Here is a 23,783-nt window from a genome sequence, read left to right on the forward strand (position 1 = left end):
GGTAGGTCGCACGCCCCGGCGTCTCCCGGCGCCACGCCCGCGAGAGAGGCAGTAGATGACCCGTTCCCCCGCCGTCGCAGTCAGCGATCTCGCGGCGTCGGAGCGAGACACGCCCGGGCTGATCGACGATCTGCGCGCTCAGCCGACGACCCTCGTCGTGGTGGTGCGCGGCGACCGTGCGCCTCGCGCGGCAGGAGCCGACACGCACCTGCATGCGATCCCGCCCGCGGACGTGCCGGACGGCGCCGAGTGGGGTCTGCTCGGCCGCGCCGCCGACGGTGCCGCGGTGCTGGTGGCGGCCTTCGCGCCGACCGAGCCCGAGCCTCTGGAGTCGCCCGGAGGCTGGGCGGCACTCCGCGAGGTCGGCGGCGAGCTGGCGCAGGACGAGGCGGACACGCTCGTCGCCGCCCTCAGCCTCGGTCGCTGGCTGACCGGTCACCGGTTCTGCCCCGTGTGCGGCGCGAGCGCTGAGCTGCGCCAGGCGGGCTGGTCACGACGGTGCACGTCGTGCGGGCGCGAGCACTTCCCGCGCAACGACCCGGCCGTGATCGTCGCCATCACAGACCCGCAGCGCCGCCGCCTGCTCCTCGGGGCGAACGCGAGCTGGGGCGGCCGCATGCACTCCTGCTTCGCCGGCTTCGTCGAGGCCGGGGAGTCTCTCGAACGGGCGATCCACCGCGAGATGCTCGAGGAGGCCGGCGTGCGCGTGAGCGCGTTGCGCTACCGCCGTTCGCAGTCCTGGCCGTACCCCCACTCCCTGATGCTCGGCTTCGATGCCGTCGCCGTCGACCCGGACGAGGCGCGGCCCGACGGCGAGGAGATCGTGGCCCTGCGGTGGTTCACCCGCGACGAGATCGGCGCGGCCCTGGCGGGACGCGGCGACACCGCTCTGCCGGGTCCCGCCTCGATCGCGCACCTCCTCATCAGGCAGTGGCACGACGAGGGCGATGCCTGATGCCCCGGTGGACCCGACGGCATCCGACGGGCAGCGCCGGACGATCGGGCGAGGCGAGGTGAGGACCGCGTGAGCGAAACGGGATCGCCGCTCGACGGCCTGGACGAGCACCAGCGCGAGGCCGCCGCGACGCTGCGTGGACCGGTCGTGGTGCTCGCCGGCGCCGGCGCCGGCAAGACACGCGTCATCACGCACCGGATCGCGCACGGCGTCGACACGGGCGCGTACTCGCCGCAGCGCGTGATGGCGGTGACCTTCACGGCGAAGGCCGCCGGCGAGCTCCGCGGTCGCCTGCGAGGGCTGGGCATCGAGGGCGTGTCGGCGAAGACGTTCCACGCGGCGGCCCTGTCGCAGCTGAACTACTTCTGGCCGCAGGTGGCCGGAGACGAGGCCCCGCGCATCGTCGACAACAAGGTCAAGCTGCTCGCCCACGCGGCCGACGCGGTGCGGCTGAGGCCGGACCGCGCGACGCTGCGCGACGTGGCGTCGCAGATCGAGTGGCGCAAGGTGACGATGCGCACGATCGAGCAGTACGCGCGTCTCGGACGGACGGTGGGCGCGCTGCGGAGCGACGCGCTCGTCGCCCTGATGACCGAGTACGAGCGTCTGAAGGACGAACGACGGCAGCTCGACTTCGAGGACGTCCTTCTGGCGTGCGCGGGGATGCTCGAGGCGGAGCCGCGGGTCGTGGGTGCCGTCCGAGAGCAGTACCGGCACTTCACCGTCGACGAGTTCCAGGACGTCTCGCCGCTGCAGAACCGTCTGCTCGAGCTCTGGCTGGGGGAGCGGCGCGACCTGTGCGTCGTGGGCGACGCGAGCCAGACGGTCTACTCGTTCACCGGGGCCGAGTCGCGCTTCCTGCTCGAGTTCGGGTCGCGGTATCCGGATGCGAAGGTGGTGCGCCTGGAGCGCAACTACCGCTCCGATCCGGCGGTGCTGGACGTCGCCAACGCCCTCATGCGCGGGCGGCCCGGCGCGCTGACGCTGGTCGCCGCGCGTTCCGACGGCGGCGCGCCGGCGCCCGTGGCGACGGCGTACGACGACGACCGTGACGAGGCGGACGGCGTGGCCGACTCCGTCGCGCGCCAGCTCGCCTCGGCGACCGCCGACGAGGTCGCGATCCTGTACCGGTCGCATGCGCAGTCGGCACTGATCCAGCAGTCGCTCGCCGCGCGAGGCATCCCGACGACGGTGCTCGGCGGCACCCGCTTCTTCGACATGCCGGAGGTGCGCCAGGCCGTGCTGGCGATCCGAGCCGCGGCGGTCGCGCCGCACGGCTCGGTGTTCCTCGATGACGTGCGCAGCGCGCTTCGGGGCCTCGGGCATCAGGACGAGCCCCCGGCGGCGGGCGGCGCGCTGCGCGACGCCTGGGAGGCGCGTGCGGCTCTGCTGCGGCTGGCGGAGGCGGCACCGGAGGGGACGACTCTGCGTGGCTTCGCGGACGACCTGATGGCGCGCGCGAAGGACCAGCACGAGCCGGCCATGCGCACCGTCACCCTCTCGACCCTGCACGCCGCGAAGGGCCTGGAGTGGCCGCACGTGCACATCCTGGGGTTCTCGGAGGGGCTGCTGCCGATCTCGTACGCCTCGTCGCTCGACGGCGTGGACGAGGAGCGCCGTCTGGCGTACGTCGGCATCACGCGGGCCGCGCGAAGCCTGTCGATCTCGTGGGCACGGATGTCGGATGCCCAACGGCCAGGGAGAGGCGAGCGGGCGCCGTCGCGCTTCCTCGCGGAGATCGGCCCGTCGCTTCGGCACTCGCAGCCGCGGCGCCACGGCACAGGCACGAGAGGTGCGGGCGGTGCGAGCGCCACGCCCGCCGGGCGTCAGAGCGGGAGCGCACCGAGGCCGTCACGCCCGTCGCGGGCGGGCTGAGCGCGTCCCGCAGCAGGCGTGCGGCGAGGGTGCCGGCCTCCATCGCGAGGGATCGCGGCACCGGAGAGGGCCGTCGGCCCAGCAGCTGGGATGCGATCGCGGGCCACGCCGGGTCGCGATCGCGCTCGTGCGCCGCCAGGCACGCCAGGCAGGCGGTCCGCCCCGGTCGCACGTAGGGGCCGACGGTGACACCGCCGCCGTCGAAGACGATCGGCACGTGCGGGGTGTCGCGCGCCATCAGGCGCGACGGGAGGTGCGGCGGCGTGAGGTGATGGGACACCAGCACCACGGCGTCGGCGTCGGCCGCGTCCGAGGGGGCGACCCAGTCGGCGGCGATGCCGGCGGCTCCGAGCGCCTCGGCCACGTCGCAGCAGATCGCCGCGGCGACGCCGTCCGCCGCCTGCAGCTGAACCCTGGTGGGAGCCGGGGGCGGCTGCAGGGCGGGGCGCAAGGTCGCGAGGAACGCCGCGAGATCGCGCGGCGTCGCGTCCGCCAGGGCGGCCAGCCGCTCGAGCGTCGCGGTGTCGGCGCCGTGCTCCAGCGCGTGCAGCACCCGCTGCTGCCAGGGAGCCGGGTCGTCGACCGTCACGACCGCGTGCGTGCCGAGCTGCAGCGTGCTCTCGTCGCGCCAGAGAGCGGGGAGGGCTGGGTCGAGCCGATAGAACGTCATGCGCCCATCGTCTTCGGCCGGAGGGCGCCGCAGGCTGCTTGTCCACAGGCGTCCCGGCCGCCGGCGCCGGACGGGACGCCTGGGGACGACGGTCAGACCGGGCGCGGCCCCGCGGGGCCGTCGTCCGGCCCGTCCTCGTCCTGCCGGTCGTCGTCGGGTCCGCCGGCGTCCGGCTCGGCGTCGCCGGATGCGCCGTCGGTGCCCGCCTCGGACAGCAGGCGCTCGAGGGCGTCGTCGAGCTCGTCGCGCTGCGGCGCCTCGCCGCGGGCAGTGGCCTCGAGTCGTGCGATCAGACCGGACGGGTCGTCGATGTCCGACGCCTCGGGCATGAAGTCGGGGGAGTCCCACAGGGCGTCGCGGGCCTCGATGCCCACGGCGTCCGTCACGGCGCGCCACATCGCGGCGGCCTCTCGGAGGCGGCGGGGGCGCAGCTTCAGGCCCACGAGGGCCCCGAGGGCGTCCTCGGCCGGCCCGCCCACCGCGCGCCGGCGTCGGATGGTCTCGGCGATCCGCTCGAGGCTGGGGATGCGCGAGGTCGCGTCGGCGGTCACCACATCCACCCACCCCTCGATGAGCGCGAGCATGTTCTCGAGACGGTCGAGGGCCAGCTTCTGAGGCTCGGTCTGCTGTGGCAGCAGGGCACCGCTCTCGAGCGCCTGCCGCAGCTCGTCCAGGTCGGACGGATCGAAGCGGGAGGCGAGCTCCTCGAGGCGCTCGGTGTCGATGTGCACGCCCCGCGCGTACTCGGTCACCTGCGACAGCACGTGCAGGCGCAGCCACTTCGCGTGACGGAACAGACGGGCGTGGGCGAGCTCGCGCGCTGCGACGTACAGCGCGAGCTGGTCGTCGGGGATCTCGAGGCCCTCGCCGAGGTCGGCGAAGTTCTGGGGCAGGATCGCGGCGCTGCCGGCGGGCAGGACCGGGATGCCGACGTCTCCGCCGCTGACGACCTCGAGCGACAGCCGGCCGACGACGTGTCCCAGCTGGGTCGCGAACAGCGAGCCGCCGAGGCTGCGCATCACCTGGCCCGCGTTCTTCACGAAGCCCTGCATCTCGTCGGGCACCTGTGAGCTGAGGCTCTCCGTGAGGGCATCGGCGACGCTCGTCGCCACGGGCTCGGCGAGCTCCTGCCACACGGGCAGGGTGCGCTCCACCCACTCGCCTCGCGTGATCGCGCGCGGGGCGTCGGCGAGGTCGGCGATCGACGTGGCCTCCGACAGCCAGAGGCCCGCCAGCTGGAAGGCCTGCTCGAGGTCGGCACGCTGGCCCTGCGTCACGCTCAGGCCGTCCTGGTTGGCGATGTGCAGCGCCTGCCGCTTGGTCGAGTCCCAGTCGATCCCTGCACCCGACGAGCGGAAGGCGCTCTGCAGGTTCTGCATCACCTGTGAGAGCGTCGCCGGGTCGATGGGCATGCCCGTGAGCCGCGCGAGCTGCTCGGGATCCATACGCGCGAACTGGCTCGGGTCGATCGAGTCCGGGTCGAGCTGGCTGCCCGAAGCGCCGAAGAGCTGGCGCATGAGCTCCTGGAACTCCTCCTCGGGGGAGCGGTCGTCATCTGGCACGTCAGCCGCCTTTCAGCCGGTCGATGCTCGGTGGTCCTACGCTAGTCTCACCCGTCTTCGCCCGCCTCGGCCCCCGCAGCGCCTGCCTTACGCCGCCCGCGAACGACGGCGCCGAAGGGGAAGATGTGACGCTGTTCGATGGATCGGAGCCGATCCGCGCGCGCTCGCTGCCGCGACGCACCGTGGCGGGCATGTGGGCGCTCGTGATCGCGGCGCTCGTGCTGGTCGTGCTGACGTTCCTGCCGACCGCGTACGTGATCCAGCGCCCCGGCCCGGTGTACGACACGATCGGGACCGCCGAGTCGGCCGACGGCGAGGCCGTCCCCCTGATCGAGGTCTCCGGAGCGGACACGTACGAGACGGAAGGCACGCTCGACCTGACGACGGTGCAGGTGGTCGGCAACCGCGACCGCACGCCGTCGTGGTTCGAGCTCGCCCTCGCGTGGCTCGACCCCTCCCGGGCCGTCGTCCCCATCGAGAGCGTGTTCCCCGCCGGGGTGACGACCGAGCAGCGCGAGGAGGAGAACGCCGTGCTGATGGTGGACTCCCAGGCCGAGGCCACGGCGGCGGCGCTCAGCGAGCTGGGCTACGACGTCGGCGCGCGGGTCGAGGTCGCCGACATCGCGGGCGACGACGCGCCCGCCGCGGGCCTCATCGAGCCCGGCGACCGGATCCTCTCGGCCGACGGCACGGCCGTGGCCGACGCGACCGAGCTGCGGGAGGCCATCCAGGCAGGCGGCGGCGCGCCCGTCGAGATCGAGTACGAGCGCGACGGCGAGCAGGGGTCGGTGAGCGTCACGCCGGAGGAGAGCACGATCGAGGGCGAGACGGCCTGGCTCGTCGGCATCACGCTGACCACCGCGTTCGACTTCCCGTTCGACGTCAAGATCCAGCTCGACAACGTCGGCGGCCCGAGCGCGGGGATGATGTTCGCGCTCGGCATCGTGGACGTCCTGACGCCCGGTGCGCTGAACGGCGGTGAGGCGGTCGCCGGAACCGGCACGATCGCCGCCGACGGCACCGTCGGGCCGATCGGCGGGATCCGCCAGAAGCTGTACGGCGCGCGCGACGCCGGCGCCGAATGGTTCCTCGCGCCCGCATCGAACTGCAACGAGGTCGTCGGGCACGTGCCGGACGGTCTGCAGGTGTTCTCGGTCGAGACCCTCGAGGACTCGCTCGCCGCGCTCGACGCGATCTCCGCCGGCGACACGGGGGAGCTGCCCGTCTGCACCGCGGGCTGAGGTCGGCACGGGGTCGAGGACGCCCTGCGCGCACCGCGGCCCCGTCCGCTCTCGCGTTCCCCGGGGTGCGGCAGCCAGGCGCTCCCGGCCGGTGCATAAGGTTCTCTGGTTAGGCTTGCAGGGTGACCACGACCTCCGCGCCCAGGGCGGCCGCGCCGTCCCCCTTCCGACGCATCGTCACGATCTCCCTTGCGGTGATCGTGGCTCTCGTCGTCGCCTTCTTCGCGTTCTCGAACCTTTACGCCGAGTTCCTCTGGTTCGACCAGCTCGGCTTCGCGAACGTGCTGACGACGCAGTGGCTGGCGAGGGTCGTGATGTTCGTCGTCGGCTTCGTCGGCATGGCCGGCCCCGTGTGGCTGGCGATCTTCCTCGCCTACCGGCTGCGGCCGGTGTACGCGCGGCTGAGCTCGCAGCTCGACCGGTATCAGGAGGTCGTCGAGCCGCTGCGTCGCCTCGCCATGTGGGGCATCCCCGTCTTCTTCGGCTTCTTCGCGGGCTTCGCGGCCTCCGCCCAGTGGGAGACCACGTGGCTGTGGCTCAACGGCGGGGCGACGGGTCAGACCGACCCCGAGTTCGGGCTCGACACGGGCTTCTACATGTTCGCGATGCCGTTCTACCAGTCGGTGGCGGGCTTCGCCTCGGCGGTCATCCTGATCAGCCTCCTGGTGACCGCGGCGGTGTCCTACCTCTACGGATCGGTGCGGATCGGGCAGGGGGAGATGCGCATCTCCAAGGCCGCCCGCATCCAGCTCGCCGTGCTGGCCGGCGTCTACCTCCTGGTGCAGGCGGGGAGCCTGTGGCTCGACCGCTACGCCAACCTGGTGGCGGCGGGCGACCGCATCACCGGCCCCGCCTACACGGAGGCGAACGCCGTCATCCCCGGCCAGACGATCCTCGCCGTGGTCGCCGCGCTCGTCGCGATCCTCTTCTTCGTGACGGCCGTGATCGGCCGCTGGCGCTACCCGCTGATCGCGACCGCGCTGCTGATCGTGACGTCCCTCGTGGTGAGCCTGGGCTACCCCTGGGCGGTCGAGACGTTCCAGGTGCGACCGAACCAGCGCGACTACGAGATGGACTACTACCAGCGCAACGTCGACGGCACGCGTGCCGCGTACGGGCTGGACGGCATCGAGAAGACCGAGTTCAACGCGGAGACCGAGGCCGAGGAGGGGCAGCTGCGCAACGACGCGGACACGACGGCCTCGCTGCGCCTGATGGACCCGGCGATCATCAGCCCCACCGTGCGGCAGCTGCAGCAGTACCGGCAGTACTACGGCTTCAACGAGCGGCTGGACGTCGACCGCTACCAGATCGACGGCGAGACCCAGGATACGGTCGTCGCGGTGCGCGAGCTCGACCTCGGGCAGCTCGACCAGAGCGCGCAGACCTGGCAGAACACGACGATGGTCTACACGCACGGGTACGGTCTCGTCGCCGCCAAGGGCAACGAGCGCACGAACGAGGGCGAGCCGGTCTTCATCGAGAGCGACATCCCGTCGTCGGGCTTCCTGTCGGAGCTCGACTACGAGCCGCGCGTGTACTTCGGCGAGAACTCGCCCCTGTACTCGATCGTCGGCGCACCGGAGGGGTCGGAGCCCATGGAGCTCGACTACCCGCGCGGTCAGGAGGGCGCCAGCGAGACCCGCACGACCTTCGACGAGGAGGGCGGGCCGAGCGTCGGCAACTTCTTCCACAAGCTGCTGTACGCGATGAAGTTCCAGTCGGAGCAGATCCTCTTCTCCGACAACGTCAACGCCGACTCGCAGATCCTCTACGACCGCGATCCGGCCACGCGCGTGCAGAAGACCGCTCCGTACCTGACGATCGACAGCGACCCCTACCCGAGCGTGGTGGACGGCCGCATCGTCTGGATCGTGGACGCGTACACGACGAGCTCGACGTACCCGTACTCGACGGGTGTGAGCCTGTCGTCGGCGATCAGCGACTCGACGAACCCGCAGCCGAGCCTGCGGATCGATGACATCAACTACATCCGCAACTCGGTCAAGGCCACGGTCGACGCGTACAGCGGCGAGGTCAAGCTGTACGCGTGGGACGAGGAGGACCCGGTGCTGCAGGCGTGGCAGAAGGTCTATCCCTCGACCGTGCTCCCGATCGACGACATGTCGGGCGAGCTGATGAGCCACGTGCGCTATCCGACCGACCTGTTCAAGGTGCAGCGCGCGATGCTCGGCACCTACCATGTCGACACGGCGGGGCAGTTCTACCAGCGCGACAACGCCTGGGCGACGCCGAGCGACCCGGCCAACCAGGACGTGCTGCAGCCGCCGTACTACCTGTCGATGCGGATGCCGGGCCAGGACGAGCCGACGTTCTCGATGTTCACGACGTTCATCCCCGATGGCGGCCAGCGCAACGTGCTGATGGGCTACCTGTCGGTCGACTCGGATGCGGGCGACGAGGCGGGCCAGAAGCGCGACGACTACGGCAAGCTGCGCATGCTCGAGATCTCGGCGGACACCACCGTCCCGGGTCCCGGACAGGTGCAGAACATGTTCAACTCCGACGCGGACATCGCGTCGCAGATGAACGTGCTGCAGATCGGAAACTCGAACGTCCGTCTCGGCAACCTGCTGACCCTGCCGGTCGGCGGCGGCCTGCTTTACGTGCAGCCGGTCTATGTCCAGTCCACGGGCGGCACGACCTATCCGCTGCTGCGCAAGGTGCTGGTGGCGTTCGGCGACCAGCTGGCCTTCGAGGACACGCTGGCCGGGGCCCTCGACGAGCTGTTCGGCGGCGACTCGGGCGCCGCGACCGGCGACGACGACGTGACTCCGACGGATCCGACGGAGGAGCCCGCCGATCCGGACGCCGGTGACGGCGAGGACCAGGGTGAGCAGCCGGAGGAGACGACCCCGCCGGTCGCGGGCGACGAGTACGCGCAGGCGCTCTCCGATGCCCAGACGGCGCTGTCCGAGAAGCAGGCGGCGCTGGAGGACGGCGACATGGTCGCCTACGCCGAGGCGGACGAGCGTCTCACCGACGCCGTGAGCCGCCTGCTGGAGCTCGAGGAGTAGTACCGCAGGCCTTCGGCTCGCCACGGGCGAGGACGCATCCGCAGAGGATCGTCCTCGCCCGTGGCTGTTCTCATCCGCGACAATCCCTCTTCGCGCCGACAATGCAGCGACCACCCGCATTCTCGGCGCGGGAAGGGATTCTCGCGGTCGATGCCGTTCCGGGCAGCGCGCAGCATCCGGGCAAACCGTGGGTGACACGCCCGGGGCGCATCGGTGTCACCTCGGATTGGCCTGTGCCCCGATCCCGTGCTAATGTTTTCTCTTGTGCCGCGGGGTGGAGCAGCTCGGTAGCTCGCTGGGCTCATAACCCAGAGGTCGTAGGTTCAAATCCTGCCCCCGCAACAAAGAAGGCCCGGAATCCTCTCGGATTCCGGGCCTTTCCCTTTGGCTGGCGTGAGTAGTGCCTCCCGCTCTCGCCGTCAGCCGCGGTCGAGGAAGACGCCGATGCGGTCGCCGTCCTTCACGAACTGCAGTGCGCTGTCGGGGTAGGTCGCGCGGAGCTGCTCCGGGGCGTTGCTGTCGACGCGCATGCTGATCGTCGCCGGGAAGGTGCCGACCGCGCAGCCGGCGTACAGGCCGCCGCTGAGCGACCAGCTGCTGGTGTCGGCGTCCCGTTCCGGCAGCTCCTCGGCCGCGAGCGCCGTGAAGCAGCCGATGCCGCCGGAGTTCGAGAACCCCGACGTCGTCTCGAAGAGGACCAGATCGTGGAACTCCCACACCTTCGAGCTGGGGCCGGCGCCGACCCAGCCCGGAGGGACCTCGATCGACGACGTCGGCTCGAGCGTGGCGATCTGCGGCGCGCCGCTCGACACCGCCACGGGAGAGATCCTCGCGAGCCCGTAGGCCGCTCCCGCGGCCAGCGCGGCGGCCGCGACGACGGATCCGGCCCACAGCACGACGATGTGGCGGGGAAATCTCGCGCGGGTGGGGCGCGGCGCGTCGGGCTCTGCCGCGTCCTCCCGTGCGTCCGTCGGTGCCGGCGGTACGGCCTCCGCGAGCGGCGTCGACGACGGCGATTCCGCGGGCTCCGCGGCAGGGGCCGGCGTCTCCTCGGCCGGCTCCGGCTCCGGCTCATCCTCGACCGGCTCCGGCTTCTCCGGAGAGCCGACGGCGGACAGCGCCTCCAGCTCGCGCAGGCGACGCAGCGCGGCCGGATCGCGGTCGATGTCGGCCGCGGGGCCGAAGGCGCGAGCGCGCAGGAGGCGCAGCTCCTCGCGTATGTCGGTGTCCATCGTCTGCATGCTCTCACGTCGTGGCGGCTCGGGCGCCGCTCAACGCGGCCGGCGTCTGCCGACCTCGGAGACGATCCACGCGGCGCCGAAGAACACGAGGCTCCAGACCGTCGCCAGCGCCAGGGCGGTGAGGGGGAGGAGGACGACCGCGTACTGCACGTCGGCGACGAGACCTGCCGTCGCGAGGCACGCGCACACCACCAGCCCGGCGCTGGCCACGATCCGCAGGACTCCGGGCGCGCGCGGCAGGCCGCCTCCGCAGGGAGACGACGGCGACGACGATGCCGGCCACGCCGGCACCGAGGAGCAGCAGGGGCACCGCGAGGAACAGGACCAGCGCGACGGTCACGGCGACGTATCCGATGCGGTGTCCACGGGGCGGCGAGCCCGGAACCGCCTGGCCGGCCGCGCGCACCCCCTCGCACGCCCGATGGCCCGGGGGGAGAACGGGGCGGCCGTCATCCGGTCGTCCACCTCGTCGTCCGTCGGTCTGGCCATGATCCGCTCACCCTAGCGTCGGCCAGCCGCACGGCCGGGTTCGAGGGGTCGAACGCGAACGGCGCGCCCCGCTGCAGGCACGTCTCAGCGGAGCCGCGAGAAGACCGCGAACGTCGCTCCGAGGGGGATGAGCGCGAGAGTGACCAGCCCGGTCGCGGCGGCTGCGAGCACCGGCACCGCCGGCGCGTAGAGCAGCAGCACCGTCCCCACGAACCCGATGGGCACCGCGCCGAGGGCGAAGGTCGCGACACGCGAGGCGACGGCGCGATCCGGCCGTGTCACACCGAGGGCGTGTGCGACGCAGGCGGCACCGGTGATCCAGATCAGCGACGCCGCGGCGAACCCGGCGACGAGCATCGCGCTCGGGGCCGTGGTGGACGGGCCGACGGGGGCGGCGGCGCGCGCCCCCAGGACGTACACGGCGATGGCGAGGATGCCGAGCGCGATGCCGATCGAGAGCACGAGTCCCGCGCGTGTCCCTCTCGCCGCTCGTGTCCCTCGGTCCGCCTGAATGCCGGTCATGTGAAGTCCTCGCCTCAGCGCAGAGCGCCCCTGGTCTTGGACAGGTCCACGTGGATGGACGCGCGCCGGCCGGGGTGCTCGGGGTCGTAACGGACCTCGTAACGGTCGCCGACGCGCGGGGCGACGCGCTCCTGGAAGGCGATGGAGGAGCGATGCCAGCGGGTCTGTCCGGCCCGGTCGTCGTAGCGCAGCGTCACCCGCCAGCGATCGATCCCGGCGATCGTCTCGACGTCGACCTTCGTGACGACCGCTTGCGCGACCACTCCGTGCGCGCGAGTCCAGTCCTGGCGTGCCGCGCGTGCGGCGAGCACGCGTCGGGCCACGGGGTGGATGGCGAGCACCATCCCGCCGACCGCGGCGAGCAGCGCCGGGAGCGGCCACGCCACCGGGCCGGAGGCCACCGCGGCGAGCGAGCCCAGACCGAGGCCGAGCAGGGGCCAGCCGAACGCGAGCGGAAGACACCAGGCCTCCCCGCCGCCGCGCCGGTGCCGGGCGTAGCCGTCGACCACGGCCGCGATCAGCACGGGCCAGACGACGACGAGCGTGGAGGCCTCGGCGATCCGAGCGACGGGCTCGGTGACGCCTTCGACGCCGACCAGCCACTCCGCGCCCGCCCACTCGACCCATCGCCCGCCTGCGAGGTACAGGGCGTTCGACCAGCCGGTCACCAGCGACGTGGCGAACACCGCGCACCACAGCACGATCGCGACCACGCGCAACGTACGAGCGTTCCTCCACCAGCGCAGCTCCGGGTCCACCGTGCTCACGACGCGCTCCTTCCCGTCGGCGCCGGCGTCGCGCGCGGCGACGACGGTCGGGGCCATTCTGGCAGGAGCTGCCGGACCCCGTCACTCGACGGGGCGGGTGAGACGTCGGAGACGGCCTCCCCGGGCGAACGCCGTGAGTCAGTCGTCCGTGCGGAACCCGGCCGGCTTGTGCGTGCCGTCGCAGAACGGCTTGATCGACGACAGACCGCACCGGCACAGCGCCATCGTCCGCCGGTTGCGCGGGATGGGCTCGCCGTCAGCGTCGCGCAGGTCCACGTCGCCGCGGACGAGGATCGGCCCGTCCGGGTAAGGGGTGATCGACGGACGCTCGTCACGCATGGCCGACCGCCCGCAGCGAGGACTCGCCGGCCTGCCAGGCGTCGAGCATGTGAGCGCCGACCCAGCCGTCGACCGCCAGGCAGGCTGCGGCCCCGAACATGATGTCGGGCAGCAGGTCGGGACGATCCTCGGCCAGCGCGCCGGCGAGGTCTCGGCCGGCGATCTGCTCGTGCACGGCGTCGGCCTCGACGTGCTCGTCGAAGTAGTCGGTGACGTCCTCGCCGAACCCCAGACGGCGCAACCCGTCGCCGTAGAACCTGTTCGGGATCGACGACGTCATCTCGAACGCCGCCAGATGACCGACGATCGCCCCCACCAGCCTGCGGTTGACGCCGAACATCGACATCGTGTTGTGGGACGCCAGGGTCACGGCCGGGACGTCGTCGACGTAGGCGCCGTAGGTGTCGTCCAGCCCGGCGCCGCGCATGGCGGCGGCGAAGATGGTCGCGTGGACGCGGTCGGCCCGCCCGCCGCCGTACTCGTCGGACTGGATCTCGACCAGCGCGGCCTTCGCGCGGCCGTGCAGGCGGGGGATCGCCCAGGAGTGCGGGTCGGCCTCGCGCAGGGTGTAGATCGACCGCTGCATGAAGAACTCGTGCGCCTGCTCCGCCGTCGCCTTCTTCGCGAGATAGCGCGACAGGCTCGGTCCGCTGTCCGCCTCGGTGAGCGCGAACAGCGCGCGGGCCACCGCGTCGACGCTCGGCTCGGGCAGGTCGGGCATCGGCACCATGGCGCGCAGCCGCTGCTCGAACGCCTGCTCGAGGATGCGCCGCGTGGCGATGAGCCGCGGATCCCACTCGAGTTCCGGCGAGAGCTCGTCGAGCGAGCCGTAAGAGGAGGCGTACAGCGCGAACAGCGCGAGCTGGAGGTCATCGTCCTCGACGATGTCGGCGGTCGCGGTGACGGCGTCCTGCGCGAGCGCCTCGAGCCGCTCGTCGTCGGGTGCGCCCGTGAGGCGGGTGATCACGGCCTCGCTCACGGGGCCACGCGGGGTGAGGGAGGGGCGGTGGGAGTGCGGTGCGGTGGCGCGGGTGGTGCTGGTGACGGACACGAAGATGCTCCGATTCTGGGACGTGGGTGATCAGTCTCGCCGCGCGGTCGTCGCCGCAGCAGAGGCTTGACCCTGTTCCGACGGACGGCTAGCGCGCATCTCCCGCCCCGACGAGGGGACGACGCGGATCGACCGCAGCGAGGGGGCGCCGGGCACGCGGCGGCAGGTGGGGAGAACAACCCATGTCGGCATCGCGCGCGCGGTGGGACCCTGAACGGGTGCGATGGCGTCCGGGGGGATGCCACCGTGCCGGCTCATCGGCCGTCGGGACCCGCGCCTCCGGGGGGAGGACGCGACCCTGAGCCCGGGTCCGTGGCGGATCATCCGTCGCCGGACCCGGGCTTCGTCATCGACCGGAGCGGTTTGTCGGAACGCCGCCTCGGCGGCAGGATGGGCGCATGATCGGCGAACGCGGGCACGATGCCCAGCGCGACGAGACGCCGGCCGAGAGATCGGACCGCAACTGGATAGAGGTGCTGCAGGAGCTCCGCGTCCTGCAGACCGGCACCCAGATCCTCACCGGCTTCCTTCTCGCGCTGGCCTTCCAGCCTGCCTTCCTCGACCTCGACGGCGCGCAGCGCGCGCTCTACCTCGTGCTGGTGGTGCTGTCCGCCCTGAGCGCTGTGATCGCGCTGGCGCCCGTCGCGCTGCACCGGCTGATGTTCCGCGAGGGGGCGAAGCGCATGATCGTCGACTACGGGCATGCCGCGCTGCTGACGGCGCTGGTGATCGTCTCGCTGCTGCTGGTGGGAGTGGTGGCGTTCGTCTTCGACGTCGTCGTGGGTCCGACGTCCGCGTGGATCTCGGGCGGGCTGCTGGCGGCGTTCGTGGTCGTGGTGTGGGTCGTGGTGCCCGTGGCGCTGCGCGCTCGCCGCGGCGAGGAGTCGGCATGAGGCAGGTCTGCGGTCCAGGGGGCGGACGGATCGCTCGCGCGAACGAGAAAAGGGGAGAGAGATGACCGACACAGGGCCGGAAGCGGTGGGCATCGGAGTCGCGCAGTTCGCCCCGACGGCGGATGCGGCGTCGAACCGGGCGACCATCGCCGAGCTGGCGCGCCGAGGCGCCGACCGGGGAGCGGCGGTCGTGCTCTTCCCGGAGTACTCCAGCTTCTTCACCGATCCGTTCGACGCGTCGTTCGCCGAGAACGCCGAGGACCTCGACGGTCCCTTCGTGCGCCAGCTCACTGCGCTGGCCGGCGACCTGGGCGTTCATCTCGTCGCGGGCATGGCCGAGCGCGCCGAGGGCGACCGGGTGCGCAACACGGTCGTCGCGGTGGACGGCACGGGCATCGTCGCCCGCTATCGGAAGCAGCATCTCTACGACGCGTTCGGGCAGCGCGAGTCCGACTGGATCGAGCCGGGCGAGCTGACAGCGCCGGAGACGTTCAAGGCGGGCGGGCTGAGCTTCGGACTGATGACGTGCTACGACCTGCGCTTCCCCGAGGTGGGACGGATGCTCGCCGACGCGGGCGCCGACGTCGCGCTGGTGCCCGCGGAATGGGTGCGGGGCCCGCTGAAGGAGATGCACTGGACCACGCTGCTGTCGGCGCGGGCGATCGAGAACACGATGTATGTCGCGGCCGCCGACCATCCGCCCACGCTCGGCGTCGGCCGGTCGGTCGTCGTCGACCCGCAAGGCGTGACCGTGGCGGCGATCGGCACGGGAACCGACGTCGTGGTCGGCTGGGCGGACCGGGACGCGATCGACAACGTCCGTCGCGTCAACCCCGCGCTCGAGCTTCGACGCTATCGCGTCGCGCCGCGCTGACCGGGCTTCGTCAGCCCGACAGGGAAGCCAGGCGCGCCGCAGCCTCCTCGAGCACCTCGACGCGCTTGCACGCGGCGAAGCGCACCAGCGTCGCATACTCGCTGCGGCGACCGGGTGTGACGAACGCCGTGATGGGGATGGCGACGACGCCGGCGCGCTCGACCAGCTCGCCGCGACAGAACGCCTGCGCGTCGGTCGCGCCGAGCGGAGCCGCGTCGGCGACCGTGAAGTACGAGCCGCGGGGCTCGAAGACCTCGAAGCCCGCGGCGCGCAGCCCGGCGCCGAGCACGTCGCGCTTTCGCCGCATGTCCTGCGCGATGCCGTCGAAGAACGCGTCCGGCAGCCGCAGGCCCGCGGCGATCGCCGGCTGGAACGGCGAGCCGCTGGTGTAGGTGAGGAACTGCTTGACCGTCACCACCGCCGTCAGCAGCTCGGCCGGCCCCGTGATCCAGCCGATCTTCCACCCCGTCGTGCGGAACGTCTTGCCGCCCGAGGAGATCGTCAGCGTGCGCTCGCGCGCGCCGGGCAGCGAAGCCACCGGCACATGCGGGCCGTCGAAGGTCAGGTGCTCGTAGACCTCGTCGGTCACCACGATCGCGTCGCGGGCGTGCGCGAGCCGGACGACCTCCTCGAGCACCGCGCGATCGAACACCGCCCCGGTGGGGTTGTGCGGGTTGTTGACGAGGATCACGCGGGTGCGCTCGTTCACGACGTCGGCCAGCACGTCGAGGTCGGGCTGGAAGTCGGGCGCGCGCAGCGGGACGGTGCGCAGCGTCGCCCCGGACAGCGCGACGCACGCGGCGTAGGAGTCGTAGTAGGGCTCGAAGACCACCACCTCGTCCTCCGGCCCGTCGACCAGCGCCAGGAGCGCGCTCGCAAGCGCCTCCGTCGCGCCGGTCGTCACGACGACCTCGGTGTCCGGGTCCAGGGCGATGCCGTAGAAGCGCGACTGATGGTCGGCGATCGCCTCCCGCAGCGGCGCGATCCCGATCCCGGGCGCGTACTGGTTCGCGCCGCCCGCGATCGCCTCCCGAGCCGCGTCGAGCACCTCCGACGGACCGTCCTCGTCGGGGAAGCCCTGGCCGAGGTTGATCGCGCCCGTGCGCGCCGCCAGCGCCGTCATCTCTGCGAAGATGGTGCTCGCCACGGCGCCGTCGGGGCTCAGCAGCCCGGCACCGTCGGCAGTTCTTCTCCAGGCGCCCGCCACGTCTCGCATCACGCCAGGTTACCGGCGCGCCGGTGCCGCTCAGGATGTCGGAAGTCACACAGTCGACTTATCGTCGTCATAGGCATCGCAAAGGTTGCGGCGTGACCCTGTAAGGGCTTTGGAAGAAGGAGCACTCATGGACACGCATCGTTCCGACGAGAACCTGGACCCCCAGGAGCCCGCCGCCTCCACCCCCGAGACCCCGGCCGCCGAGACCTCGGCCGCCGAGACCTCCGTCCCGGAGGCGCCGACGACGGCGTCCCCGGCGAGCACTCCGCCGCAGGCACCCGCCGGCGACGTCCCGCCCGGCATGTACATCCCGCCGCGCCCCCCGATCCCCGGCGCCGCCTCGCAGGGCTTCGCCGCGCCCTCCGCGCCGCAGACGTCCGGGCATCCGTACGCGGGCGCCGCGCCGGGCCACGCGTTCGGACCCGCCGCGTACGGCGCCCAGCAGACGCAGGCGACCGAGCCCCTTCCGTACGACACGCGCATCGCGCCGGTCGAGGAGAAGCCCGAGCGCCGCAAGTCGGGTGCCGGGCGCGTCGCCGCGCTCCTCGTCGCGGCAGCCCTCGTCGGCGGAGCCGCCGGTCTCGGCGGATCGTTCGCCGGCACTCAGCTGTTCGGCTCCGGCACGACGACCAGCGCGGCGAGCGGCCCGTCCAGCATCACGGTGAACAACCCCGGCTCCGTCAACGAGGCGACGGCCGTGGCCACCCAGGTGCTGCCGAGCGTCGTGACCATCGACGTGAGCGGTGGTTCGGAGGCCGGCAGCGGCTCGGGCGTCGTGCTGAGCGAGGACGGGTACGTGGTGACGAACACGCACGTCGTCACCCTCGGCGGCGCGACCGCCGACCCCGAGATCCGCGTCACGACGTCGGACGGTCACATCTACCAGGCGGAGGTCGTCGGCACCGACCCGACCTACGACCTCGCCGTCATCAAGCTGGTGGACGCGGAGGGACTGACGCCCATCGAGTTCGCCGACTCGTCCCAGCTGAACGTGGGCGACACGACGGCCGCCGTGGGCGCGCCGCTCGGCCTGTCCAACACGGTCACGACCGGCATCGTCAGCGCGCTCAACCGCAGCATCGAGATCGCGTCCTCCGCGGCGCCCGAGTCGGGCGACGACGCCGAGCAGACCCCGGAGGAGGAGCAGCAGAGCCCGTTCCGCTTCGACAACGGTCAGGAGGAGCAGAGCGTGCCCAACGAGTCGATCTCGATCGCCGTGATCCAGACGGACGCCGCCATCAACCACGGCAACTCGGGCGGGGCGCTGGTCGACTCGCAGGGTCGGCTGATCGGCATCAACGTGGCGATCGCGTCCTCGGGCGACAGCGAGGAGTCCGGCTCCATCGGCGTGGGCTTCGCCATCCCCTCGAACGTGGTGCAGCGTGTCAGCGACGAGCTGATCAACGACGGGGAGGCCACACACGGCCTGCTCGGCGCCAGCGTGCAGCCGGCCAGCGTCGACAGCGACGCGACCACGGCCGGTGCCCTGATCGCCGAGGTCACCTCGGGCGGAGCCGCCGAGAAGGCCGGCCTGCGTGAGGGGGACATCGTGACGGAGTTCAACGGCGTGCGGATCGGATCCGCCGTCGACCTGACGGCGCAGGTGCGTGCCGCTGCCGGCGGAAGCGACGCGACGCTGACGTACGTGCGAGACGGCAGCGAGCAGACGATCGACGTGACCCTCGGGGACCTCGGTCAGTAGCGCCGCGACCGCGCCTTCGGGCACGCGCCCGCACAGCGTCATCGGTGATCGACGCCGCCCCGCGAGCCATGACATCCGCTGGATCGGATGTCATAGGCTCGCGGGGTGGCGTCTTTCTCCTTCGGCGCGGGCAACGCGCGGAAGATCGCGCGGCTGCCGCTGTATGCGCTCGGCCGGCTCGTCACCGCGGTGACGCCGCGCACCGACCGCTGGGCCTTCGGCTGCGGTGCGGGCCTGGGCGACGGGCCGCTCGAGCTGTGGCGGGTCGCCGTCGACCGCGGACGGGACGCGGTGTGGCTGTCGGACGACGAGGACGAGCTGCGCGACGCGCGGGCACGAGGCATGCGGGCCGTGCGCAAGTCCTCGTTCGCCGGATTCTGGGAGACGGCTCGAGCGGGGGTGCTCGTGGTGGCCTACGGGTTCGGCGACGTCAACCCCTACGCCGTGAGCGGGGGGTTCGTCGCCCAGCTGTGGCACGGCGTCCCGCTCAAGCGCATCGGGCTCGACGCCCCGGAGACGGTGCGCAGCCCGCTCGACGACACGCGCGGCCCGCTGCGGCTCCTCGCGCCGGCGCTCCGAGTGGCGCTGCGCGGGATGTACCGGACCGCCGCGCGCCGCATCGACCTCATGCCGGCGGCGTCCCACCTCGTGCGCGGGCGTCTCGAGTCGGCGTTCGGGCTGCCGGATGACCGGATCGTCGTCACCGGAGAGCCGCGGGCCGATGTGCTGTCCCGCGGGTCGGATGCCGAGCGGCGGGCGGAGGGCCGAGCCCTGATCCGTCGGCTGATCCCCGACCTGCCCGCTGACGGGCGGCTCGTGCTCTACGCGCCCACGTGGCGGGACGGCGAGCCCGATCCCGCTGTGCCCGGCGCGGAGGACTGGCGGGCGATCGAGGACGTGATGGCGCGGAACGACGCCGTGCTGCTCGTGCGCTCGCATCGTCTGGGGGCGGGGGAGTACCGCCCGCCCGCGGACGTGGGGCATGTGCGCGCGCTCGGAGCCGATCTGCTCGCCGACGTGACGCCGGCGTTGGCGGGTGTGGACGTGCTCGTCACCGACTACTCCTCGCTTGCGTACGACGTCGCGCTCGTGCCGCTGCCGGTGCTGTTCCTCGCGCCGGACGTCGCCGTCTACGCGCGGCGGCGAGGCTTCTACGGCCGGTTCGAGGACGTCGCCGGCGGCGACGCCGCCGAGAGCTGGGCCGCGCTCGCTCCGCGCCTCGACCGGCTGCTGGGCGATGCGGAGGCCGCTGCGGAGGCGACCGCGCGCTCGGCCGCTCTGAGCGAGCGCGTGCACGCTCACCGCGATGGACGCAGCGCCGAGCGCGTGTACGACGCGATCGTGCGGCGCACCGAGACCTCCCCACGGAAGGCGACCAGATGACCTCCCAGCCCACCGCCCGGTTCGAGCCGGACGACGCGCTGCTCGTGATCCGGGGAACCGGCGCCCGCCCGTCCTCCGCGGCGCTGGAGGGGCGCCGGGCTCACGTCGACGGCCGGATCACCGGCGGCGGCAAGACCTGGACGGTGCGGCTGCCGTTGCGCGCCTCGCGGTGGGGTGGGCCGGAGCTCCCCCTGCCGTCCGGCGAGTACGTCGTCCGCATCGACGTCGAGGGCGGCGCGGACCGAGCCCTCGACGTGCGGATCCCGCCCCGGGTCTTCGCGGGGGTGCGCGCGGAGCTGCGCGGCGACCGCCTCGTGATCGGCGCCCCCGTCGACCCGGTGTACGACGGGGCCGAGGCCCAGGGCGCCCTCGAACGGCGCTACGTCGATCGATCCGAGCCGCTCGAGAACGCCGTGTTCTTCGAGAGCTTCTACGGACGCGGGGCGGGGTGCAACCCGCTCGCGATCGACCGCGAGCTCGCGCGCGTCGCGCCGAGCGTGACCCGCTACTGGAGCGTCATCGACCTGTCGGTCCGCGTGCCCGAGGGGGCCATCGCCGTCGTCGAGGGCAGTCCCGACTGGTGGCGGGCGCGCAGCGCCGCCCGGCTGCTGGTCGTCAACGACTGGCTGCGCCGCCGGTTCGCGCGGCGCCGCGGGCAGAAGGTGCTGCAGACATGGCACGGGACGCCGCTGAAACGCCTCGCCCTCCACCGCCCCGGCTTCGACCCGCGGCGTGCGGGCGCCGTGATCAAGGAGTCGCTGCGCTGGAACGTGCTGCTTGCGCAGAACCCGTACGCCGCTCGGATCCTGCGCAAGGCGTACGCTTTCCTCGGCCGCCCGCTGTGGGTGGAGGGGTACCCCCGCAACGACGTCCTCGTGCACGGCGACCCCGCGGCCGTCCGGGCCGAGCTCGGCATCGCCTCGGACGAGCGGGTGCTGCTGTACGCGCCGACCTGGCGAGACGACCGCGCGGAGATCGTCGACTTCCTCGACCCCGCGGTGCTCGCCGAGGAGACCGGCGCCGTGGTGCTCGTGCGAGGCCACTCCCGCACGCTGCTGCCTGGCCAGGACCTCGCCGGCGCGCGCGTCGTCGACGTCACGGGGTACCCGGACACCGCGCCGCTGCTGCTCGCCGCCGACGCGCTGATCACGGACTACTCGTCGGTGATGTTCGACTTCGGGGTGACGGGCAAGCCCATGTACTTCCTCGTGCCCGACATGGAGCACTACCGGGGAGAGCTGCGCGGGTTCTACTTCGACCTGGTCGCCCACGCGCCGGGTCCGATCGTGCGCTCGCAGGATGAGCTGATCGCCGCTCTCCAGAGCGGCACGGCCGATCACGCCGGGCGGTACCGGGCCTGGACGGCCCGGTTCAACGCGCGCGACGACGGCCGGGCCTCCGAGCGCGTGGTCGCGCGGATCCTCGACCAGGGACTGATCGACCGCTGAGGCGCAGCGCGCTACGGGAGCGGGGTGTTGCGGCCGGCCAGGCGCGAGGTGTCGACGGTGTCGTGCGCGCCGCGCAGCAGGCCGGCGATGAAGCCTGCCCCCCACGCGAGGTGCATCGTCGGCAGGACCGCGAGCGTCCAGAGCTTGTCGCGCACTCCGGTCCCGCCGCCCGGCCCGACAGCGACCGCGGCGACCAGCAGGACGTATGCCAGCACCGGAACGTAGACGGCGGATGCGAGCACGGACAGGGCGCCCGCGATCACCCCCGTCACCTGCAGGAGACCGACCAGCAGGCTCAGGACGAGGGCGACCACCAGCGCCGGCGGAGCGAAGAAGCGCGCCGAGTTGCGCATCCCGTAGCGGCGGACCAGCTCGCCCCGCCAGGTCCCCGTGGCGACGAACTGGCGAGCCAGGCGATGCCAGCTCTCCCGCGGCCAGTAGGTGACCGACAGCGAGGGGTCGAACCAGACGCGGTAACCGGCCGAACGGATGCGCAGGTTCAGCTCCCAGTCCTCCCCACGCCGGATGGACTCGTCGAACAGCCCGACCTCGTCGAGCACGGCGCGGCGCATCACGCCGAGGTAGGCAGACTCCGCCTCGCCCGGCCGATCGCCGCCGTGGTACGCGCCTCCGCCGAGACCGATCCGCGAGTTGTAGGCGCGGGCGACGGCGCGCTGGAAGGGCGAACGGCCGTCGGCGCGCATGACCCCGCCGACGTTGCCCGCGCGCGTGCGGGCGAGGATCTCGAGGGCGCGCGACGCGTAGCCCGGCGCGATCTCCGAGTGCGCGTCGACCCGCACGACCGTGGGATGCGAGCTCGCACGTATCGCCGCGTTCAGGCCCACCGGGATGTCCGCGGCGGGGTTGTCGACCAGCACGATGCGCGGATCCTCCGCGGCGAGGGTCCGCGCCAGCTCGGTCGTGCCGTCGCTCGACGGGCCGAGGGCGAGGACCACCTCGACGGGGCCGTCGACGTCCTGATCCAGGACCGTCTCGACGGCGCGGCGCAGGTAGGCGCGCTCGTTCAGCACGGGCATGACGAACGAGACCCCGGATCCGTCCGGCACCGGGGGAGCGTCGCGCCGCCCGTCGTGCCGGGGCCGGTCCCGCGGAGACGACGGAGGCCGCTCGGCGGGATCGTTACGCATTCGACGATCATCCCACGAGGGGCGCCGAGAGCCCGCTGGCTAGGCTTGTCGGATGGGCATTGCGCGGGACGTGAAGAAGGCAGTCGAGCTCTTCCGGAAGGCCCTCGCAGCCCGTGACGCCAAGCGCGCGATCCGTGCGGCGGTCGCCGCGCGGCCGCCCCACACCCCGCGCAGCTACCGCGTCGCGGTGTACTTCGCCGACGGCGCGGTGAACATGTACCAGATGCGCCAGTGGTACCGGCCGCTGGCAGGACTGGCCGAGGCCCACCCCGTCGTGGTGATGTCGCGCAACGCCACGGGCGCCGCCGCGCTGCTGGCGGACGACGCGATCCCCGTGGCGTACGTGCCGTCCGTGCGCGACATGGAGCGCTTCCTCGCCTCGCAGGACATCCGCATCGTCCTGTACGTGAACCAGAACACGCGCAACTTCCAGATGTTCCGCTACGGCGAGCGGTGGCACGTGTTCATCAACCACGGCGAGTCGGACAAGATGTACATGACGACGAACCAGTACAAGGCCTACGACTACGCGCTGATCGCCGGGCAGGCCGCGCGCGAGCGCCTGACCCGCACACTGTGGGACTTCGACGTCGAGCGTCGCGCGATCGAGATCGGCAGGCCGCAGGCCGACCACTACTCGGGCGAGCTGCCGTACACACCTGACGAGCGCACCGTGGTGCTGTACGCGCCGACGTGGGAGGGCGACAGGCCGGCCGCGCTGTACGGATCCGTGAAGAGCCATGGCGAGGCCCTGGTCACGGCTCTCCTCGCCACCGGCCGTCATCGCGTGATCTACCGGCCGCATCCGCGCAGCGGGGTCGTCGACGCCGAGTTCGGCGCCGCGAACCAGCGGATCATCCAGGCGCTGAAGTCGGCGAACGACGCCGACCCGTCCGCGCACCACGTCTACGACGACGGGCCCGAGCTCGGCTGGCAGCTCGCCGCGGCCGATGTCGCCATCGCCGACATCTCGGCGATGGTGTACGACCGTCTCGCCGCCGACCGGCCGCTGCTCATCACCCGCCCGGTCGCCGCGGAGGCGGAGATCGACGAGGGCGGCTACCTCTCGGCGTGCGAGTGGCTGCGCGCCGAGGACGCCCCGCGGGTGGAGGACGCGATCGACCGCGTGCTGTCCGACCCCGGAGCCACCGAGCGCCTGCACCACTGGGTCGGCCACTACTTCGGCGACACCTCGCCGGGCGCGGCGACGGCACGCTTCCACGCGGCGATCGAGCAGCTCATGTCGAAGTGGGACGAGTGGAACGCGCGCTCCGCCCGGTGACCGGATCCGCTTCGTCCGTCGCCGCCACGGCAGAGGAGTCATCCACAGGGTAGGAGCCTGGAGGTCGAGCGGCTCCGACGCCGTGGA

Annotated in this window: 19 protein-coding genes and 1 tRNA gene; 11 read left to right on the forward strand and 9 right to left on the reverse strand. The window is 72.5% G+C overall.

The features are described 5' to 3' along the window. Nucleotides 1-55: 55 nt before the first annotated feature. Both nudC and K5S26_RS03105 read left to right on the forward strand, forming a co-directional pair. Nucleotides 56-955 (forward strand): NAD(+) diphosphatase, encoded by a 900-nt coding sequence (gene nudC, locus K5S26_RS03100; RefSeq protein ID WP_221855834.1) that lies wholly within the window; start codon nt 56-58, stop codon nt 953-955. Between the two features lie 69 nt (nt 956-1,024). Continuing rightward, nucleotides 1,025-2,830 (forward strand): ATP-dependent helicase, encoded by a 1,806-nt coding sequence (locus K5S26_RS03105; protein WP_221855837.1) that lies wholly within the window; start codon nt 1,025-1,027, stop codon nt 2,828-2,830. A gap of 762 nt (nt 2,831-3,592) precedes the next feature. Here K5S26_RS03105 and K5S26_RS03110 read toward each other — a convergent pair. Further along, nucleotides 3,593-5,017, reverse strand: coding sequence for a zinc-dependent metalloprotease (locus K5S26_RS03110; protein ID WP_221856042.1), 1,425 nt, complete (start codon nt 5,015-5,017; stop codon nt 3,593-3,595). Nucleotides 5,018-5,187: 170 nt separating this feature from the next. Between K5S26_RS03110 and K5S26_RS03115 the strand changes: the two genes are divergently transcribed. From K5S26_RS03115 to K5S26_RS03125, 3 genes are all read left to right on the forward strand, one after another. After that, entirely contained in the window at nt 5,188-6,303 is a 1,116-nt protein-coding gene (locus K5S26_RS03115) for a YlbL family protein (RefSeq protein WP_372454378.1), read from the forward strand. A gap of 122 nt (nt 6,304-6,425) precedes the next feature. Further along, the gene (locus K5S26_RS03120) at nt 6,426-9,341 is read left to right on the forward strand and encodes a UPF0182 family membrane protein (protein ID WP_221855839.1); all 2,916 of its coding nucleotides are present in this window, start codon (nt 6,426-6,428) and stop codon (nt 9,339-9,341) included. A gap of 268 nt (nt 9,342-9,609) precedes the next feature. Continuing rightward, nucleotides 9,610-9,683: transfer RNA gene (locus tag K5S26_RS03125), tRNA-Met, on the forward strand. 77 nt (nt 9,684-9,760) lie between these two features. Here K5S26_RS03125 and K5S26_RS03130 read toward each other — a convergent pair. The 6 genes from K5S26_RS03130 to K5S26_RS03155 all read right to left on the reverse strand — a co-directional run bounded on the left by K5S26_RS03130 (nt 9,761) and on the right by K5S26_RS03155 (nt 13,678). Further along, on the reverse strand, nt 9,761-10,573 hold the full coding sequence (locus K5S26_RS03130; RefSeq protein ID WP_221855841.1) for a hypothetical protein: 813 nt from the start codon (nt 10,571-10,573) through the stop codon (nt 9,761-9,763). Nucleotides 10,574-10,612: 39 nt separating this feature from the next. Further along, nucleotides 10,613-10,792, reverse strand: coding sequence for a hypothetical protein (locus K5S26_RS03135; protein WP_221855843.1), 180 nt, complete (start codon nt 10,790-10,792; stop codon nt 10,613-10,615). 363 nt (nt 10,793-11,155) lie between these two features. Continuing rightward, on the reverse strand, nt 11,156-11,593 hold the full coding sequence (locus tag K5S26_RS03140; RefSeq protein ID WP_221855845.1) for a hypothetical protein: 438 nt from the start codon (nt 11,591-11,593) through the stop codon (nt 11,156-11,158). Nucleotides 11,594-11,607: 14 nt separating this feature from the next. Next, nucleotides 11,608-12,360, reverse strand: a complete 753-nt coding sequence (locus K5S26_RS03145; RefSeq protein WP_221855847.1) for a DUF3592 domain-containing protein — start codon at nt 12,358-12,360, stop codon at nt 11,608-11,610. 138 nt (nt 12,361-12,498) lie between these two features. Continuing rightward, nucleotides 12,499-12,699, reverse strand: a complete 201-nt coding sequence (locus K5S26_RS03150; RefSeq protein WP_221855849.1) for a CDGSH iron-sulfur domain-containing protein — start codon at nt 12,697-12,699, stop codon at nt 12,499-12,501. Then, complete coding sequence (locus K5S26_RS03155) at nt 12,692-13,678, reverse strand: iron-containing redox enzyme family protein (RefSeq protein WP_372454380.1); 987 nt, start codon at nt 13,676-13,678, stop codon at nt 12,692-12,694. Before K5S26_RS03155 ends, K5S26_RS03150 begins: the two co-directional genes overlap by 8 nt. Before the next feature lie 470 nt (nt 13,679-14,148). Here K5S26_RS03155 and K5S26_RS03160 point away from each other — a divergent pair, with 470 nt between their 5' ends. Continuing rightward, nucleotides 14,149-14,643 carry a DUF6328 family protein gene (locus tag K5S26_RS03160; RefSeq protein ID WP_221855852.1) on the forward strand — a complete coding sequence of 165 codons (495 nt, stop codon included), beginning with the start codon at nt 14,149-14,151 and terminating at the stop codon, nt 14,641-14,643. A 61-nt stretch (nt 14,644-14,704) separates the two neighbouring features. Beyond that, complete coding sequence (locus K5S26_RS03165; RefSeq protein ID WP_221855854.1) at nt 14,705-15,517, forward strand: carbon-nitrogen hydrolase family protein; 813 nt, start codon at nt 14,705-14,707, stop codon at nt 15,515-15,517. A 10-nt stretch (nt 15,518-15,527) separates the two neighbouring features. On the opposite strand, the gene K5S26_RS03170 is transcribed toward K5S26_RS03165, so the two are convergent. Continuing rightward, nucleotides 15,528-16,733, reverse strand: coding sequence for an aminotransferase class I/II-fold pyridoxal phosphate-dependent enzyme (locus K5S26_RS03170; protein WP_221855856.1), 1,206 nt, complete (start codon nt 16,731-16,733; stop codon nt 15,528-15,530). A gap of 127 nt (nt 16,734-16,860) precedes the next feature. On the opposite strand from K5S26_RS03170, the gene K5S26_RS03175 reads away from it, so the two are divergent. The 3 genes from K5S26_RS03175 (at nt 16,861) to K5S26_RS03185 (ending at nt 21,266) form a co-directional block, all read left to right on the forward strand. Beyond that, nucleotides 16,861-18,435 (forward strand): S1C family serine protease, encoded by a 1,575-nt coding sequence (locus K5S26_RS03175; RefSeq protein WP_221855858.1) that lies wholly within the window; start codon nt 16,861-16,863, stop codon nt 18,433-18,435. A gap of 105 nt (nt 18,436-18,540) precedes the next feature. Further along, nucleotides 18,541-19,818 carry a CDP-glycerol glycerophosphotransferase family protein gene (locus tag K5S26_RS03180; RefSeq protein ID WP_221855859.1) on the forward strand — a complete coding sequence of 426 codons (1,278 nt, stop codon included), beginning with the start codon at nt 18,541-18,543 and terminating at the stop codon, nt 19,816-19,818. After that, nucleotides 19,815-21,266, forward strand: a complete 1,452-nt coding sequence (locus K5S26_RS03185; protein WP_221855861.1) for a CDP-glycerol glycerophosphotransferase family protein — start codon at nt 19,815-19,817, stop codon at nt 21,264-21,266. Before K5S26_RS03180 ends, K5S26_RS03185 begins: the two co-directional genes overlap by 4 nt. Nucleotides 21,267-21,277: 11 nt before the next feature. Here K5S26_RS03185 and K5S26_RS03190 read toward each other — a convergent pair whose 3' ends face one another. Beyond that, entirely contained in the window at nt 21,278-22,303 is a 1,026-nt protein-coding gene (locus tag K5S26_RS03190; RefSeq protein WP_246603559.1) for a glycosyltransferase, read from the reverse strand. 163 nt (nt 22,304-22,466) lie between these two features. Between K5S26_RS03190 and K5S26_RS03195 the strand changes: the two genes are divergently transcribed. Further along, nucleotides 22,467-23,696: a CDP-glycerol glycerophosphotransferase family protein gene (locus K5S26_RS03195; RefSeq protein ID WP_221855865.1), complete on the forward strand. Its 1,230-nt coding sequence runs from the start codon at nt 22,467-22,469 to the stop codon at nt 23,694-23,696. Nucleotides 23,697-23,783 lie beyond the last annotated feature (87 nt).

The sequence above is a fragment of the Microbacterium marinilacus genome (genome assembly GCF_019753765.1).
GTDB classification, from domain to species: domain Bacteria; phylum Actinomycetota; class Actinomycetes; order Actinomycetales; family Microbacteriaceae; genus Microbacterium; species Microbacterium marinilacus.